The sequence below is a fragment of the Scandinavium sp. genome (assembly GCF_051650185.1).
In the GTDB taxonomy this organism is placed as follows: domain Bacteria; phylum Pseudomonadota; class Gammaproteobacteria; order Enterobacterales; family Enterobacteriaceae; genus Scandinavium.
The window spans coordinates 1-16,894 of record NZ_JBOFIN010000140.1 but is presented as its reverse complement, the minus strand read 5'-3'; the positions used below and the strand labels follow the sequence as shown (position 1 = coordinate 16,894).

At 54.5% G+C, this 16,894-nt stretch carries 14 protein-coding genes; 8 read left to right on the top strand and 6 right to left on the bottom strand.

Annotated elements, in window-relative coordinates; genetic code table 11:
• Positions 1–81 precede the first annotated feature (81 nt).
• The 5 genes from xni to queF all read right to left on the bottom strand — a co-directional run bounded on the left by xni (position 82) and on the right by queF (position 6,442).
• Positions 82–837, bottom strand: a complete 756-nt coding sequence (gene xni, locus ACRCWW_RS19150) for a flap endonuclease Xni (protein ID WP_438683803.1) — start codon at positions 835–837, stop codon at positions 82–84.
• A 110-nt stretch (positions 838–947) separates the two neighbouring features.
• A complete protein-coding gene (locus tag ACRCWW_RS19145) occupies positions 948–2,315 on the bottom strand; it encodes an L-serine ammonia-lyase (protein WP_438683802.1) in 1,368 nt (455 codons plus the stop codon).
• Positions 2,316–2,366: 51 nt separating this feature from the next.
• A complete protein-coding gene (locus ACRCWW_RS19140) occupies positions 2,367–3,656 on the bottom strand; it encodes an HAAAP family serine/threonine permease (RefSeq protein WP_438683801.1) in 1,290 nt (429 codons plus the stop codon).
• 459 nt (positions 3,657–4,115) lie between these two features.
• Positions 4,116–5,480 (bottom strand): nucleotide 5'-monophosphate nucleosidase PpnN, encoded by a 1,365-nt coding sequence (ppnN, locus tag ACRCWW_RS19135; protein WP_404658370.1) that lies wholly within the window; start codon positions 5,478–5,480, stop codon positions 4,116–4,118.
• 116 nt (positions 5,481–5,596) lie between these two features.
• Positions 5,597–6,442, bottom strand: a complete 846-nt coding sequence (gene queF / locus ACRCWW_RS19130) for an NADPH-dependent 7-cyano-7-deazaguanine reductase QueF (protein ID WP_438683800.1) — start codon at positions 6,440–6,442, stop codon at positions 5,597–5,599.
• Between the two features lie 69 nt (positions 6,443–6,511).
• Between queF and syd the strand changes: the two genes are divergently transcribed.
• From syd to ACRCWW_RS19110, 4 genes are all read left to right on the top strand, one after another.
• The gene (gene syd / locus ACRCWW_RS19125) at positions 6,512–7,057 is read left to right on the top strand and encodes a SecY-interacting protein (RefSeq protein WP_438683799.1); all 546 of its coding nucleotides are present in this window, start codon (positions 6,512–6,514) and stop codon (positions 7,055–7,057) included.
• Between the two features lie 641 nt (positions 7,058–7,698).
• The gene (locus ACRCWW_RS19120; protein WP_438683798.1) at positions 7,699–8,028 is read left to right on the top strand and encodes a YqcC family protein; all 330 of its coding nucleotides are present in this window, start codon (positions 7,699–7,701) and stop codon (positions 8,026–8,028) included.
• Entirely contained in the window at positions 8,028–8,810 is a 783-nt protein-coding gene (gene truC / locus ACRCWW_RS19115; protein ID WP_438683797.1) for a tRNA pseudouridine(65) synthase TruC, read from the top strand. The genes ACRCWW_RS19120 and truC overlap by 1 nt, the downstream gene beginning before the upstream one ends.
• A gap of 16 nt (positions 8,811–8,826) precedes the next feature.
• Entirely contained in the window at positions 8,827–9,270 is a 444-nt protein-coding gene (locus ACRCWW_RS19110) for a flavodoxin (RefSeq protein WP_438683796.1), read from the top strand.
• Between the two features lie 32 nt (positions 9,271–9,302).
• Here ACRCWW_RS19110 and barA read toward each other — a convergent pair whose 3' ends face one another.
• Positions 9,303–12,050, bottom strand: a complete 2,748-nt coding sequence (gene barA / locus ACRCWW_RS19105; RefSeq protein WP_438683795.1) for a two-component sensor histidine kinase BarA — start codon at positions 12,048–12,050, stop codon at positions 9,303–9,305.
• Positions 12,051–12,108: 58 nt separating this feature from the next.
• Between barA and rlmD the strand changes: the two genes are divergently transcribed.
• From rlmD to ACRCWW_RS19085, 4 genes are all read left to right on the top strand, one after another.
• Positions 12,109–13,407, top strand: a complete 1,299-nt coding sequence (gene rlmD / locus ACRCWW_RS19100) for a 23S rRNA (uracil(1939)-C(5))-methyltransferase RlmD (RefSeq protein ID WP_438683794.1) — start codon at positions 12,109–12,111, stop codon at positions 13,405–13,407.
• A gap of 51 nt (positions 13,408–13,458) precedes the next feature.
• Entirely contained in the window at positions 13,459–15,693 is a 2,235-nt protein-coding gene (gene relA / locus ACRCWW_RS19095) for a GTP diphosphokinase (RefSeq protein WP_438683793.1), read from the top strand.
• 118 nt (positions 15,694–15,811) lie between these two features.
• A complete protein-coding gene (mazG, locus tag ACRCWW_RS19090) occupies positions 15,812–16,603 on the top strand; it encodes a nucleoside triphosphate pyrophosphohydrolase (protein WP_438683792.1) in 792 nt (263 codons plus the stop codon).
• Between the two features lie 224 nt (positions 16,604–16,827).
• Positions 16,828–16,894: hypothetical protein (locus tag ACRCWW_RS19085; RefSeq protein ID WP_376753179.1), on the top strand; the 67-nt coding region annotated here is incomplete at its 3' end.

Below are 16,894 nucleotides of genomic sequence, written 5' to 3'. Positions count from 1 at the left end.
GCCTACAAGTCCGTCGGCCCGGTTTGTAGGCCCGGTAAGGCGTAGCCGCCACCGGGCAATCAGCGCCTCCGGGCAGTGTTGTTATTTCGCCAGCCTCAACTGCTGCAAATTCCCGTCCAGCTGTAAATCCGTCTGTAGCGTCGCCACTTCCCGGCAGATAAACGCCATCTCTTTATGCTCAGCCAGCTTTTTGCGCCACTTCTCCGGCACGTCATCCAGATGCTCATACAGCGCTTCTAGCGTTGCGAACTGCGATAACAGTTCCGTGGCACTTTTCGGCCCAATGCCTGCTACGCCAGGTACTTTCGAGCTGCTGATCCCCGCCAGCCCCCAGTAGTCCGGCAGTTGCTCTGGCTTTACGCCAAACTCCTGGGCAATAAACGGCGCGTCCAGCCAGCGTTTCTGGAAGTAGTCACGGATGCGAATGGTCGGCGATAACAGCTGGCAGTAGCCTTTGTCGGTGGAAACGATAGTCGCCTGATGGCCTGCGCTTGCTACTTTCACCGCGAGGGTGGCAGCGAGATCGTCTGCTTCACTTCCTGCTGAACCCCAGCAGCGTACGCCACGTTTCTCAAAGACGTTGCGGATGGCGTCCATCTCAGCATGCAGATCGTCGGGCATTGGGGAACGTCCGGCTTTGTAATCCGGCAGGCGCTGATGCCGCCAGCCCTGGTTGCGGGCTTCATCATCAAAAACCGCCACGGCGTGCGTCGGGTGGCTGTGCACGATGAGCTGTTCAAGCGCGTGCAGACAGGTGTCAGCGCAGGGGGAACCCTGAACCGCGTGAATACGGCGAATCAGATTGAGTGCATCGACGATAAGCAGATGTACGGCCATGAGTACCCTCCTTGATAGCAAGGCGCTTAGGGTAACATCCGGGGAAAGATGAGGCTATGTAAGCAGTAAAAACGGGAAGATGCCTCGCAGAACGAGGCATCTTAAGGGGCTTAATCGCAGGTGACAATCTTCATCGCCAGGCCGCCGCGAGAGGTTTCGCGGTATTTGGCGTTCATGTCCTTGCCGGTTTCGTACATGGTTTCGATAACCTTATCGAGGCACACGCGGGGCTCGCTGGTACGGCGAATAGCCATACGCGCAGCGTTCACGGCTTTCACCGATGCAATCGCATTACGCTCGATGCAAGGCACCTGAACCTGGCCTGCCACCGGATCGCAGGTCAATCCAAGGTTGTGTTCCATGCCGATTTCTGCGGCAATACAAACCTGCGTAGGGCTTCCGCCCAGCAGTTCCGCCAGACCCGCCGCAGCCATCGAGCAAGCTACGCCGACTTCACCCTGACAGCCTACTTCCGCGCCGGAAATGGAGGCGTTCATTTTGTACAGTGAACCAATCGCACTGGCGACCAGCATGTAGCGTGCCAGAGAGTTAGCGTTCACTTCACGAATGAACTTGTCATAGTAGGCCAGCACCGCCGGAACAATGCCACAGGCACCGTTGGTTGGCGCAGTCACTACGCGACCACCCGCCGCATTCTCTTCATTCACGGCAAGTGCGAACATGTTAATCCAGTCAACAACCGCCATGGGATCGCTGGTGGTTTTGTCCTGGCTGACCAACATACGACGGAGTGCGGCAGCACGACGAGGTACGCGGAGTTTGCCCGGCAGCACACCTTCGGTGGTGATCCCACGCTCGATGCCCGACTTCATTACGTCCCACACCGCGGCGAAGTGCTGTTCCAGCTCTTCTTTGCTGTGCAGTGCCAGTTCGTTCTGCATCATCAGGCCGGAAAGGGAGAGCCCTGTTTCCTGGCAGTGACGCTGCAAATCGGCTGCGGTTTTGTACGGATAGGGCACAGCAACCGGTGCCTCGTTACTCTGCCCAAAATGGTCTTCATCGACAATAAAGCCGCCGCCGATGGAGTAATACGTCTGGCTGTAGACCGCTTTCTCACCGCTCAACGCAGTAATGCGCATGCCGTTTTCATGCAGGGAAAGATTGTCGGCATGGAAATTCATGCACCGATCGACAGGAAACTCGACTTCGTGCTGACCGTTTGCCAGCAGCAGGCGGCCGTGAGTGTTCACATCCTGGATAAAAGCGGGGATAGCATCGATATCGACGGTATCCGGCAGATTACCCGCCAGACCCATGATAATGGCGATGTCGGTGTGGTGGCCTTTCCCGGTCAGAGAAAGTGAGCCGTAGACATCGACAACCACGCGGGTGGTGTCGTTTAAGATCCCGCGTGCAATCAGGTCGTCCGTGAATTGCTTGCCCGCTTTCATTGGCCCCACAGTGTGTGAGCTGGAAGGACCAATGCCGATTTTGAAAATATCGAATACGCTGATCATGATGCGTCCATTGCTGTAAAGAAAAGAGCCGCCCTCAGGCGGCTCGGGGAATTAACCGAACAGGGAGTAGAAAATCGCGGAGATGGCGATGAGGCCCATGATGACCACAAACACGTTGCTGATGTGGCCGCTGTATTTGCGCATCGCAGGGACTTTCTGAATCGCATACATCGGCATCAGGAACAGGATCATCGCGATGATTGGGCCGCCGAGCGTTTCAATCATACCGAGGATGCTTGGGTTCAGGGTCGCCACAATCCAGGTGGTCACCAGCATGAACACAGCAGTCATCTTGTTCAGACGGCTCACTTCAATGGTTTTACCGCGGCTACGCAGAGATTTAATCACCATCCCGTTGAAGCCTTCACGCGCGCCCAGGTAGTGGCCGAGGAAGGATTTGGTGATAGCGATAATCGCGATGATCGGGGCCATCCACGCAATCAGCGGGGCGTTAAAGTGGTTCGCCAGGTAAGACAGAATAGAGATGTTCTGCTCTTTCGCGGACGCCAGGTCTGCCGGAGAGAGGCTCAGCACGCAGCTGAACACGAAGAACATCACGGTCAGTACCATCATGATGTGAGCGAAGGCCAGAATTTTGGAGCACTTCTTCTCGGCATCCTGACCGTACTCTTCACGTTTCGCCACGGCGAAAGAGGAGATGATCGGGGAGTGGTTGAAGGAGAAGACCATCACCGGGATCGCCAGCCACAGAGTCATCCACAAACCGTTGCCGGTGGCGTTAGCACTGCTCAGTGACAGGGTTTCCAGCGCTGCGCCGTTCCACTGTGGGATCAGGTAGCAGGCCAGCAGCATCAGGGCCACCACAAACGGGAACACCAGGATGCTCATCGCTTTTACAATCATCTGCTCACCGAAGCGCACGATAGTCATCATGCCGACAATCAGGATCAGCGACAGAATGGCGCGCGGTGGAGGGGTCATCGCCAACTGGTGAGTCATAAAGCTCTCAACGGTGTTGGTGATAGCCACGCTGTAAACCAGCAGGATCGGGTAAATCGCGAAGAAGTAGAGCAGGGTAATCAGTTTGCCTGCGCCAATACCGAAGTGCTCTTCCACGACTTCAGTGATGTCTTCGCCCGGATTTTTACCGGATAACACAAAGCGAGTCAGGCCACGGTGAGCAAAATAGGTCATCGGGAAGGCAATAATCGCCATGATGATCAGCGGGATCATTCCGCCAACCCCGGCGTTGATTGGCAGGAACAGTACGCCTGCGCCAATCGCGGTGCCATAAAGGCCCAGCATCCACATAGTATCCGTCTTACGCCATCCGCTACGGCTCTCAGCCGAAACGAGGGTGCTGGTTTGAGTGGTTTCCATCTGTATCTCCTGGAGGAAGCAATTTGTCAGTTTTTTAGTCAAATCCAATGAATAAGTGGCTGACGGTAAAATAAATTCGTGCAAAACGGGCGTTTTTTATGATTTTTACCCGTATCTCTATGGGGGCGGAAAGATACATTTAACTCATCAATGTATCAGTGATCATGATCCCAAATGCGATAAAACACTTTCTGAGCGTTACTTATTAGACCATCAGTCTGGTTTTATGCGGTTAGGTAAAATTTAAGGGCGTGAAGGCTACCATTTTCAGCGTACGCAAGGGAAGTTAAGGGGCGCTGAATCAGATTTTATGCGGATTAAAGCAGGCTAAATAGCGGTTTTATGCGACTTAATATAATTTTGATGAATATTTATCGCAGTAAATGAACGGATAGTGTTTCTTATCTCAGCAAAAGATAAGGGCGGCTTATTGGCCGCCCTCGGGTGTTGTTCAAAACATCAGGAACAGATTTCGTAGCAAGGGATGTAGGCGGAGCCTGGCAGCTTCATACGGTGCTGCGCCACGAAGCTTTGCAGCAGGTTGTCCATTCTGCGCATCATGTCGCTGTCACCGTGGATTTTATACGGTCCATGCTCTTCGATAGCGCGAATGCCCACTTCTTTGACGTTACCGGCTACGATGCCCGAGAACGCTCGGCGCAGGTCGGCGGCTAACACTTCCACTGGCTGATCCGGATACAGCTTCAGGTTCGCCATGTTTTCGTGCGTCGGTTCAAACGGCTGCTGAAGATCGGGCGCGATACGCATCGACCAGTTGAAGCTATACGCATCGCCGGTATCACGACGGTTCTCTTTCACCAGCGGCATCGCTTTCTTCATCTGACGCGCCACTTCTGCCGGGTCATCCACGATAATGCGATAGTGACGGCGAGCGGCTTCACCCAGCGTATGGACGATGAAATCATCCAGCACGCGGAAGTAATCGGCGCTCTCTTTCGGGCCGGTGAGGATCAGCGGCAGTACCTGGTTTTTATTTGCCGGGTTCATCAGAATGCCCAACAGATAAAGCAGCTCTTCCGCGGTACCGACACCGCCCGGGAAGATGATTATCCCGTGGGCGATACGGACGAACGCTTCCAGACGCTTTTCGATATCCGGCATGATGATCAGTTCATTCACCAGCGGGTTTGGCGGCTCAGCGGCAATGATGGACGGTTCAGTCATGCCTATAAAACGCCCTTCTTTATAACGCTGCTGAGCGTGACCGACCGCCGCACCTTTCATCGGGGCTTCCATCGCGCCCGGGCCACAGCCGGTGCAGATATTCAGTTCGCGCAGACCAAGCTGAGTGCCAACGCGACGAGCATACAGATACTCATTTTCATTAATTGAGTGACCGCCCCAGCACACAACCATGCTCGGTGCTTCCCCAACGTGCAGCGCCCGGGCGTTACGCAGGATGGAGAACACCAGGTTGGTGATGTGGGTTGAACTCTCAAGGTCGAGATTAGGGAAACGAACGGTGTTATGGATTTGCCCGTAAACGAACAGAATATCGCGCAGGACGGCAAACAGGTTGGCCTGAAGAGAGCGAATAATACGTCCATCGACGAAAGCGTCTTCTGGCGGATTGATCAGTTCCAGTTTTACGCCGCGCTCGCGACGCAGCACGTTAATCTCAAAATTCTCAAAACGGGAAAGCAGCTCTTTACTGTTGTCGGTGAGACTCCCTGAGTTAAGCACTGCCAGTGAACAGTTGCGGAACAACTGATAAAGGTCGCTGCTGGCATTGCTTTTCAGCATATCAACTTCCAACTGCGACAGCATATCCATTGAGCCAAGTGGGCTAATATGTGTAATCAAGTGAACTCCTTACGGGACGAGTATCGTCTTCCCTGTTGATTACAATAGCCTTGCCTGTCTGATTTCCACAAGAAAAAGCACGGTCGAAACCGTGCTTTATTTTGCAATGATTTATGTTACTGGCGAACCAGTCGCCCGATGGCGGGAACGAAATCGGTGTTACTGCGCCAGGGGTTAATATCCAGTCCACCGCGACGGGTATAGCGTGCGTAAACGCTCAGGCTTTCAGGCTGGCAGAAGCGCTGGATGTCGCTGAAAATGCGCTCCACGCACTGTTCATGGAACTCATTGTGGTGGCGGAACGAGACCAGATAGCGCAACAGTTTTTCTCTGTCGATTTTCGGTCCACGGTACTGGATCTGCACAGAGCCCCAATCCGGCTGATGAGTTATCAGGCAGTTCGATTTCAGCAGGTGGCTGACCAGCGTTTCTTCTACAATCTTGCCACTGGCCGCATCCTGCAAATAATCGGCGCTAAATTCATAGCTTTCAATCTCGATGTCCTGATCGTCGATGCAGGTGCCATGGAAGTGCGCAATCGGCTGACCTTCAATTTCATCCAGTCGATATAAGGCGACGGTCACTTTACCTTCGGCGCAGGCGCTGAGATCGCGTTCCAGCGTGGAGCGGACGGCTTCCCAATCGGCAAAGCGTGTCTGATTGAAACTGTTGAGGTAGAGCTTAAAACTTTTCGATTCCACCAGATTCACGCTGGTATCGCTCAGTTCCACATGGCCGACGGCGACTTGCGGTAAGCCTTTGGCGTTGAGCCAGGAGAGTTCATAGAGCGTCCAGATATCGCCGCCGTGAAACGGCAGGGCATCAGCACGCAGACCCAGCGGATCGCGATTCAGGCTACGTGGAACAGCTTGTAGCAGCGTTGCATCGTACACATCACGGTAATCCGTTGATTTACCGAGCGTCAGGCCAGAAAGCGCCTGATGATTTTCATAAGAGGACATGTTTCACCGTCATAAAGCAGGTAGACTATCAGGATGAGTTTATCCTGGCTGACCTGGAGAGAGAAAGCAGTGGAACCACAAACCGCAGAAGCCTTAGACGCTTTTACCCAACGTTTTTGCGCGGCATGGCAGCAGCGTGATGGAACGCCCGCTCGCAGCGAAGACCTTTACGGCGTGCCATCACCTTGTGTGGTGTCGACCAGTCAGGATGCTGTTTTTTGGCAACCGCAGCCATTCAGCCCCGCGTCAACACTTGAAGCGGTTGAAAGGGCGTTGGACATTGTGGTACAACCCCCGCTTCAAACTTATTATACCACCCAGTTTGCGGGTGATATGCCGGCCAGGTTTGGTGAGCGTCAATTGACGTTATTGCAAGTCTGGAGCCCGGAAGATTTCCAGCGTGTGCAGGAAAATCTGATTGGTCATTTGGTCACACAGAAGCGCCTTAAATTATCGCCGACGTTGTTCATCGCCACGCTGGACAGCGAACTGGACGTCATCTCGGTGTGCAACCTGACGGGCGAAGTGGTGCTTGAAACACTCGGCACCCGTAACCGCACCGTCCTTTCTGCCTCCATTGCGAGTTTCCTGACTCACCTCGAGCCTGTTCTGTAATCCATATGCCTGGGGTTCTTGTGAGAGATCTCTTACACGCATTGTGAGAGATCGCCCCCGTGTAAGACTGACATTGCCGCTGCGCTTGTGCGTCAACCTTCATAAATCAACGAGTTACCTCGCAAATTCGAAAGTTTCGTATGAAGATAATCTTAAAGTGTTCACTGTAAGAGGCTTGTAAGACGAGGCGGAATAGAGGATTCTATACACGTCGACAGGGAACGCGACAACGAAACGAACATCAGGATGATGACGTTTCAGGCGGATACACCAGGATGGTGCTACAAGGAAGGCTTTCAGGATGAAAGCGAAAGGATAGCGTAGGACGCGCAAAGGACACCTCCAGGATGGAGAACGAGAGCCGGTCAGGATGCCCGGTGGATCAGGAAGATCAGGACACACTTACGGATAAGTCTAATCGCATCGGGGTGGTGCGAGCAGGATGCAACGGTTTACGGATGAACAGGTCAGGAGACCACAGGAAAAGTTGTCACGGATGAGCAGGGAGCACTAAAAGTAGCTGGATTGCTGCGAAACGAACCGGGAGCACTGTGAAAACAGTGCTCCCTTTTTTTATTTCTCGCCGCACTGGTGGTATTCTCCGCCGCAGATTTTCATTCGATGTTTCTTTCGAGGTTTCCATGACTCATCACGACAGTGTCCGCCTGCGTTTGCAGGCCATTGAAGCGCAATTACGCGAGCATCAGCACTGGCAGGATCTTCCGCCAGACGCCAGCGTATTTGAAAGCACGCAACCCTTCTGTATGGATACTCTTGAGCCGCTGGAGTGGCTGCAGTGGGTGTTGATCCCTCGCATGCACCAGCTTCTCGACAGTGAACAGCCGCTTCCGCAAAGCTTCGCCGTGATGCCGTATTACGAAATTGCCCTTGAGGCGAGCCATCCGTTTCGCGCCATTATCCTGCCAGAGCTTGAACAACTGGACGCTCTGTTCGCAGGCGACGACGACTGATGCTGGAGATCCTCTATCAGGACGAATGGCTGGTCGCGGTCAACAAACCTTCTGGCTGGCTCGTCCATCGCAGCTGGCTCGATCGTGACGAGAAAGTCGTAGTGATGCAGACCGTGCGTGACCAGATTGGCCAGCATGTTTTTACTGTTCATCGCCTTGATCGCCCGACATCCGGCGTTTTGCTGATGGGGCTTTCCAGCGAAGCGGGTCGTTTGCTGTCGCAGCAGTTTGAACAGCACCAGATCCAGAAGCGTTATCACGCCATTGTGCGTGGCTGGCTGATGGAAGAAGCGGTACTTGATTATCCGCTGGTGGAAGAACTCGACAAGATCGCCGATAAATATGCTCGCGAGGATAAAGACCCGCAGCCAGCGGTGACGCAGTATCGCGGGCTTGCCACGGTTGAAATGCCGGTAGCAACCGGACGTTACCCCACGACGCGCTATGGCCTTGTCGAACTGGAGCCGAAAACCGGCCGCAAGCACCAGTTACGCCGCCATCTTAGCCATCTTCGTCACCCGATAATCGGCGACAGTAAGCACGGCGATTTGCGCCAAAACCGAAGTGCGGCGGAGCATTTTGGTTGCGATCGGTTAATGCTACATGCAAGCGAACTGCACCTTACGCACCCGTTCACCGGCGAACCGCTGGTTATCCGCGCCGGGCTGGATGACGTCTGGATGCAGGCATTGTCACATTTCGGCTGGCGCGGGCTTCTCCCTGCCGTTGAAAGGGTTGAGTTTACCTCTGACAACCGTCAGGATGAGATCATAACCGAATGATTCAGGGAGAAAAGTAATGGCAGACGTAGGCATTTTTGTCGGCACCATGTACGGAAACGCACTGCTGGTGGCGGAAGAGGCGCAAACCATTCTTAGCGCTCATGGTCACAAGGCGCAGGTGTTTGAAGATCCTGAAGTGGGCGACTGGGAAAAATATCAGGGCAGCTATGTGCTGGTGGTCACGTCCACCACGGGCCAGGGCGATTTGCCGGACAGCATTGTGCCGCTGTATCAGGGCATTCAGGACATGTACCAGCCCCATCTGCGCTACGGCATTATTGCGCTTGGCGACAGTACTTATTCCCATTTTTGCGGCGGGGGGAAGCGCTTTGACGCGCTGCTGCAGGAACAAGGTGCGCAGCGCATTGGTGAAATGCTGATGATTGATGCCAGCGAAGATCCTGAACCAGAAACCATTTCCAACCCTTGGGTTGAACACTGGGCGACGTTGCTCAGCTAAATGATGTTGCCCTTGTGAAAGGGCAACCCTGCTTATCCCAGCATCTTCCGCGCTTCGCGGGTCACATTGTCCATCTCATCCAGCAGTTCCAGAAATTCCGGCTCCATCTCCTCCGGAGCAATACCGTCCCGCAGTTGCCCTTCGATAAGGTGACACAGATTTTTCAGCCTTGGCACACCGCTGTAGCCGCAGCTCCCGTGAAGCTTATGAATGGCATCGACCAGTTTTTCAGGTTGCTCGCCGACAAGCTGCTCTTCCACTTTGTTACGCACTTCAGGCAGGAAGGCGATCAGCATCTGCAACATATCGCGGGCAAGATCAGGCTTATTGGCCGCCTGGCGTAACGCCAGCGACCAATCGAGCGTGGTATTGATATTGACCGGTGGCTGCGGCTCTGACGTGTCAATCAGTGGGACGGTCATGCCGGGTTGATAGCGATGGAGCAGATTACGCAGCTTGCTCTCTTCAATCGGTTTCGCCAGATAGTCATTCATCCCGGCGCTCAGCAATTTCTCTTTTTGCCCTGCCATGGCGTGAGCTGTCACGGCAATTACCGGCGTCTGCTGCTGGTGAGGCAACTGACGAATCAGCTCGCAGGCGCGAATGCCGTCCATATCCGGCATCTGAATGTCCATCAGGATCAGATCGAACTGTTGCTGTTTAGCCTGTTCGATGGCGGCCTGGCCGCTGTCACACAGCTCGACATTCTGCACCTGATCTTCCAGCAAGGCGCCTATCAGTTTCAGGTTGGCAGGATTGTCGTCAACGGCCATGACCGTCATGCCCAGACGACGATCGCTGCTTTCCCGGGAGACCGGCAGATGATTGCTGCGGCAATACTCGGTTAACGCCGGGAGCAAACGCGTCGACGTCAGCGGCTTGAGCAAGCAGCCAGCAGCGCCGTTTTGTTTGAGTTCTTCAGCATTCACCTGTGCGTGGCAAGGCAGCGCCAGCAGCAGGAAATCCGTCATGGTGTGTGCGCGTGCCAGTTTGTCTGAATGCATGTTCAAATCACGCATCGAAACGGGAACGGCGATCAACAGAATATCGTAGTGATCGTCTGGCAAGGCAGAAAACGTCGGGCTGTAGACCACGTCCAGCGGTGTGGTGGCCAGTAAGTCCATGGTGCATTGCGCAGCGGCGGCATTGGCTTCCACGTAGGCCAGCCGCTTGCCGGCCAGGCACGCGGTCATGGGGCCTTCAGAGACGACGTTCGGGTTCAAATCCAGACTGATGAAGAACCAGAAAGTGGAGCCGCGATTTGGCTGGCTGTGGAAGGAGATATCCCCGCCCATCTCTTTGACCAGCTTCTGGGTGATAACAAGACCTAACCCGGTACCGCCGTGACGACGTGAAATGCTGGCATCTGCCTGGCGGAAAGCCTGGAACAGCCGCGACTGATCCTGTTCCGGAATGCCAATTCCGGTATCGCGGATTTGCACTTCAATCTGCACTTTGTTGTTGCTCAGAGAGCGTTTCTCGACCAGCACATCAATGTTGCCGTGCTCGGTAAACTTGATGGCGTTGCCGACGAGGTTGGTGATGACCTGTTGCAGACGCAGAGGATCGCCAATCACATTGTCCGGCACGTCATTTTTAATATTCAGCGTGAGCTCAAGCCCCTTGTCATGGGCGGAATGCGCCAGCAAGGTGACGACTTCATCGAGCGAATTGCGCAGCGGGAAAGGAATGCTTTCCAGAATCAGCTTGCCCGCTTCCAGCTTCGAGAAGTCCAGCACGTCGTTAATGATGGTCAGCAGGTTGTTCGCTGAGCGCTCAATGGTGTTGAGGTGATCGCGCTGCGTGGAGTTAAGATCGGTTTTCAGCGTCAGGCGCGTAAAGCCAATCACGCCATTGAGCGGCGTGCGCAGCTCGTGTGACATGTTGGCAAGGAACTCTGATTTAATACGCGCGGCTTCCTGTGCGCGTTTCTTGGCAAGATCCAATTCGACGTTCTGGATTTCCATCTGTTCAAGCGTTTCACGCAGGTCAGACGTGGCCTGGTCGACGTTGTGCTGCATCTCTTCATGATAGGCCGCGAGCGACATCGCCATCGAGTTGATGCCATTTTTCAGCATATCGAGTTCGCCGAGCATAAAGCCTTCCACGCGGCTATCAAGCTGCCCACGTCGAATTCTGTCGACGGTATTCACCATATTGCGAATCGGGCCGGTGACATCCCGCATCAGTCGCCAGCCAAAGATGAGTGCGATGCCAATGCAGAACAGCATCATCACGCTGGAGATAAAGATCTCTTTGTATTGCTGCAGCCGCACGGATTTGAGATCCAGCTCCAGCGCCACGTAGCCCAACATATTGACCGGCGTTTTGGCTTCCGACGTGGGTGATTCATCCGGCGAATAGCTTTCCGAGATAATGGGCGTGCGTAAGATCATCAGATCGCCGCTGCGAATGACGCTCAATCGGCGTGGCAGCGGGGCGCCTTTCGGCAGCTGGAGCTCGCTGGGATCAAGATGATAGTTCGATGTCACAAACAGCCTGTTGTGCTCGTCGTACACCGAAATGGCCCGCACGATGTCGGAATGGCGGCGGTGCAGGACGCTTATCAGCTGACCGATTGACTCGCGGTTTTGTAAGTTCATGCCATATTCACTGGAGACCGCAAGCGGCTCAATGATGCTGGCACCGGCGTCTTCCAGTTGGCGCTGCAGGTCGTGATAGCGGTGAACGACAAAGAAGATGCTGAGCAGCAAACCGATAAGGACGGTCGGGGCCAGTATCAGGATCATCATGCGCGCACGCAGGCTGTAGTTGGTCATGGAGGTCCGTTATGGGAGAATCAGGGTTAACACACTACGTTTGAGAAAACTCTCTACAATGGCGCAATTCTACTCTGCAAAACGCCGCGTGACGACGCGCGAGATCATAACCGTGACGGTAAGCGACCTTGACCCTTTTGGCCAGGGTGTGGCTCGTCATCACGGTAAAACGCTTTTTATCAACAGCTTGCTGCCGGATGAGCGCGCTGAAATTAAGATTATCGAAGATAAAAAACAGTATGCTCGCGGACAGGTAAAACGGCGTCTGAACGACAGTGCTGAGCGTGAAACGCCGCGCTGCCCTCATTTCGGCGTGTGCGGAGGCTGTCAGCAGCAGCATGCGAGCGTAGCCCTTCAGCAGCGCAGCAAGCAGGCGGCACTGGCCCGTTTGATGAAACACGAAGTGGATGCCGTGCTGTCGGCATCGCCGTGGGGCTACCGTCGTCGCGCTCGTCTTAGCTTGAATTATCAGCCAAAGACCCAACACTTGCAGATGGGTTTTCGTCAGGCTGGCTCCAGCGATATCGTTGAGGTCACGCAATGCCCCGTTTTGGTGCCCACTCTTGAAACATTAATCCCGGCCGTGCGTGATTGTTTATCTTCGCTGAAAGGCGCTCGCCATTTAGGGCATGTGGAACTGGTGCAAGCTGATAATGGCCCGTTGATGGTGTTGCGCCACACCGCTCCGCTTTCTGCCGCCGATAAAGCAAAACTGGAACAGTTTTCGCATACTCACCAGCTTGCGCTGTGGCTGGCACCGCAAAGTGAAACGATTGAACAGGTTAGCGGCGAAGCGCCCTGCTATCACTCAGACGGGCTACGCTTAACATTCAGTCCGCGGGATTTTATTCAGGTCAATGATGGCGTTAATCAGCTGATGGTCGACACCGCGCTGGCGTGGCTGGACGTGCAGCCTGGCGATCGCGTGCTGGATTTGTTCTGCGGCATGGGCAATTTCACCCTGCCGCTGGCGAAGCGGGCGGCAAGCGTCGTTGGCGTGGAAGGCGTGCCAGCGCTGGTTGAGAAGGGCCAGCAGAATGCGACACTTAATGATTTACCCAATGTGACATTCTTTCATGAAAATCTGGAAGAAGATGTCACGTTGCAGGCCTGGGCAAAAAACGGGTTTGACAAAGTTTTACTCGATCCTGCCAGAGCGGGCGCACCGGGTGTGATGCAACATGTCGTAAAATTGGCCCCGCAGCGGGTGGTGTATGTATCCTGTAACCCGGCAACGCTGGCGCGCGACAGCGAGGTATTGTTGGCCGCAGGCTATCAAATTCAGCGTCTGGCAATGCTGGACATGTTCCCGCACACTGGGCACCTGGAGTCGATGGTGCTGTTTGAGCACAAATAATGAATCAAGGCTTGTCGACTTCGACAGGCCCGGTCCCTAAAGGAGAGGACAATGGTTGCGGTACGCAGTGCACATCTTAATAAAGCTGGAGAGTTTGATCCGGTCAAATGGATAGCAAGCCTGGGCATTTCCAGCCAGCCGTCGTGTGAGCGCTTAACCGAGACATGGACATATTGTCGCGAACAAACTCTCAACCATCCTGAGGCGGATATCGTGCTGTGGCGCGGCGTCGAGATGGTTGAAATCCTCTCCATGCTGAATATGGATATCGATTCACTCCGTGCCGCGCTGCTTTACCCGCTGGTGGTCAGCGAAGTGGTGAGCGAAGAGAAGCTGGAGGAAACCTTTGGCAAATCGGTAGTCACGCTGATCCACGGCGTGCGGGATATGGCCGCGATTCGCCAGCTGAAAGCAACCCACACGGATTCGGTGTCGTCAGAGCAGGTGGATAACGTTCGCCGGATGCTGCTGGCAATGGTCGATGATTTCCGCTGCGTGGTTATCAAGCTCGCCGAACGCATTGCCCATCTGCGCGAAGTGAAGGATGCGCCGGAAGACGAACGCGTTCTGGCCGCGAAGGAATGTACCAATATCTACGCGCCGCTGGCGAACCGCCTCGGCATCGGTCAGCTCAAATGGGAGCTGGAAGATTACTGCTTCCGCTATCTGCATCCGGCGGAATATAAGCGAATCGCCAAACTGCTCCACGAGCGCCGCATCGACCGCGAACACTACATCGATGAATTCGTCGGTACGCTGCGTGCCTCCATCAAAGAAGAAGGCGTCAAAGCCGAGGTTTACGGGCGTCCGAAGCACATCTACAGCATCTGGCGCAAAATGCAGAAAAAGCATTTGCAGTTTGATGAGCTGTTCGACGTGCGCGCCGTGCGCATTGTCGCCGAACGCCTGCAGGACTGCTACGCCGCTCTCGGTATTGTTCACACCCATTTCCGCCATCTACCGGATGAATTTGACGATTACGTTGCCAACCCGAAACCGAACGGCTATCAGTCGATTCACACCGTGGTGTTAGGCCCGGGCGGCAAAACGGTTGAGATCCAGATTCGTACGCGCCAGATGCACGAAGAGTCTGAACTGGGCGTTGCGGCGCACTGGAAATACAAAGAAGGTTCAGCATCTGGCGGCAGCCGTGGTCATGAGGACCGCATTGCGTGGCTGCGTAAGCTGATTGCCTGGCAGGAAGAGATGGCGGATTCGGGCGAGATGCTCGACGAAGTTCGCAGCCAGGTGTTTGACGATCGCGTCTACGTGTTTACGCCAAAAGGCGACGTGGTGGATTTGCCTGCGGGCTCCACGCCGCTCGACTTTGCCTACCACATTCACAGTGACGTGGGGCACCGTTGCATCGGCGCGAAAATTGGCGGTCGCATCGTGCCTTTCACCTATCAGCTGCAAATGGGCGATCAGATTGAGATCATCACTCAGAAGCAGCCTAACCCAAGCCGTGACTGGCTGAACCCGAACCTGGGCTACATCACGACGGGCCGCGGTCGCTCCAAGATCCAGGCCTGGTTCCGCAAACAGGATCGCGATAAAAATATCCTCGCCGGGCGTCAGATCCTTGATGACGAGCTGGAACGTCTGGACATCAATCTGAAAGAGGCGGAGAAGCACCTGCTGCCGCGCTACAACTTCAACGAAATGGAAGAGTTGCTGGCGGCGATTGGCGGGGGTGATATCCGCATCAACCAGATGATCAACTTCCTTCAGGCGCAGTTCAACAAGCCGAGTGCGGCGGAGCAGGATGCGGCGGCGCTCAAACAGCTACAGCAGAAATCTTACAACCCGCATCAAAACCGCAAGAAAGACGACGGTCGCGTGGTGGTGGAAGGTGTCGGTAATCTGATGCATCACATCGCACGTTGCTGCCAGCCGATACCGGGCGATGAAATTGTTGGGTTCATCACACAAGGCCGCGGAATTTCCGTGCACCGCGCGGATTGCGATCAACTGGTGGAGCTGCAATCTCACGCGCCGGAACGTATCGTTGATGCGGTATGGGGTGAAAGCTATTCCGCTGGCTATTCGCTGGTGGTGCGTGTTCAGGCCAATGACCGTAGCGGTTTGCTGCGCGATATCACTACCATTCTCGCCAACGAGAAAGTGAACGTGCTGGGCGTGGCCAGCCGTAGCGACACCAAACAGCAGCTCGCCACCATCGACATGACCATCGAAATCTACAACCTGCAGGTGCTGGGCCGTGTGCTCGGCAAGCTGAACCAGGTGCCCGATGTGATTGACGCTCGTCGTTTACACGGCGGCTGACTTTTTCCCCTCACCCTAACCCTCTCCCCAAAGGGGCGAGGGGGATCGGTTTTCTCCCTCTCCCTTGAGGGAGAGGGCCGGTGTGAGGGAGTAATCTCAAATTTAGCAAGGATCCCCCATGACCCAAATCGACCGCCTGCTTGGCATTATGAAACGCCTGCGCGACCCGGAAAACGGCTGCCCGTGGGATAAAGAGCAGACGTTTGCCACCATCGCGCCCTATACCCTCGAAGAGACGTACGAAGTGCTGGATGCTATCTCCCGCGAAGATTTCGACGATCTGCGCGGCGAACTGGGCGATCTGCTGTTCCAGGTCGTTTTCTACGCCCAAATGGCGCAGGAAGAAGGGCGCTTTAACTTCGATGATATTTGCGCGGCAATCAGCGACAAGCTGGAACGTCGTCATCCGCATATTTTTGGTGATGCGACCGCTGAGAACAGCACGGAAGTGCTGGCACGTTGGGAAGCCATCAAAAGCGCTGAACGTGCTGAAAAAGCACAACATTCAGCTCTGGACGACATTCCCCACAGCCTGCCTGCGCTGATGCGTTCGCATAAAATCCAGAAGCGTGTTTCTGCTGTTGGTTTTGACTGGACATCCCTGGGCCCGGTCCTCGACAAAGTGTATGAAGAAATCGACGAAGTGATGCATGAAGCCAAACAGGCTGTCATCGATGAAGCGAAGCTCGAAGAAGAGATGGGCGACCTGCTGTTTGCGACCGTCAATCTGTCTCGTCATTTGGGCGTGAAAGCCGAAACCGCGCTGCAAAAAGCGAACCTCAAGTTCGAGCGCCGATTCCGCGAAGTTGAGCGCATTGTTAGCGAGCGAGGCCTGGAAATGACCGGGATCGACCTCGAAGCGATGGAAAGCGTGTGGCAGGAAGTAAAACGACAGGAAACTGATCTCTAACGCTTTTTTGCGATCAAGCGCGATTTGTGTGATTTTTAAAATGACAAGCGCTTGATTTACGTCAAAAACATTTACCCAAAAGGGGCTATTTTCTCACTCCTTATCTTTGCCTGAGCCAGAGAATGGAGAGCGAGAATGAATGTTTGTGGCGTTCGCCGTGTTCGGGTATACTACTTTCCCGTCCTGGTTATTCCATCGTTTCACCCTAACTTCTCAGGTTCAGCATGACAACGAACTATATTTTTGTGACCGGCGGGGTCGTATCCTCTCTGGGTAAAGGCATTGCCGCAG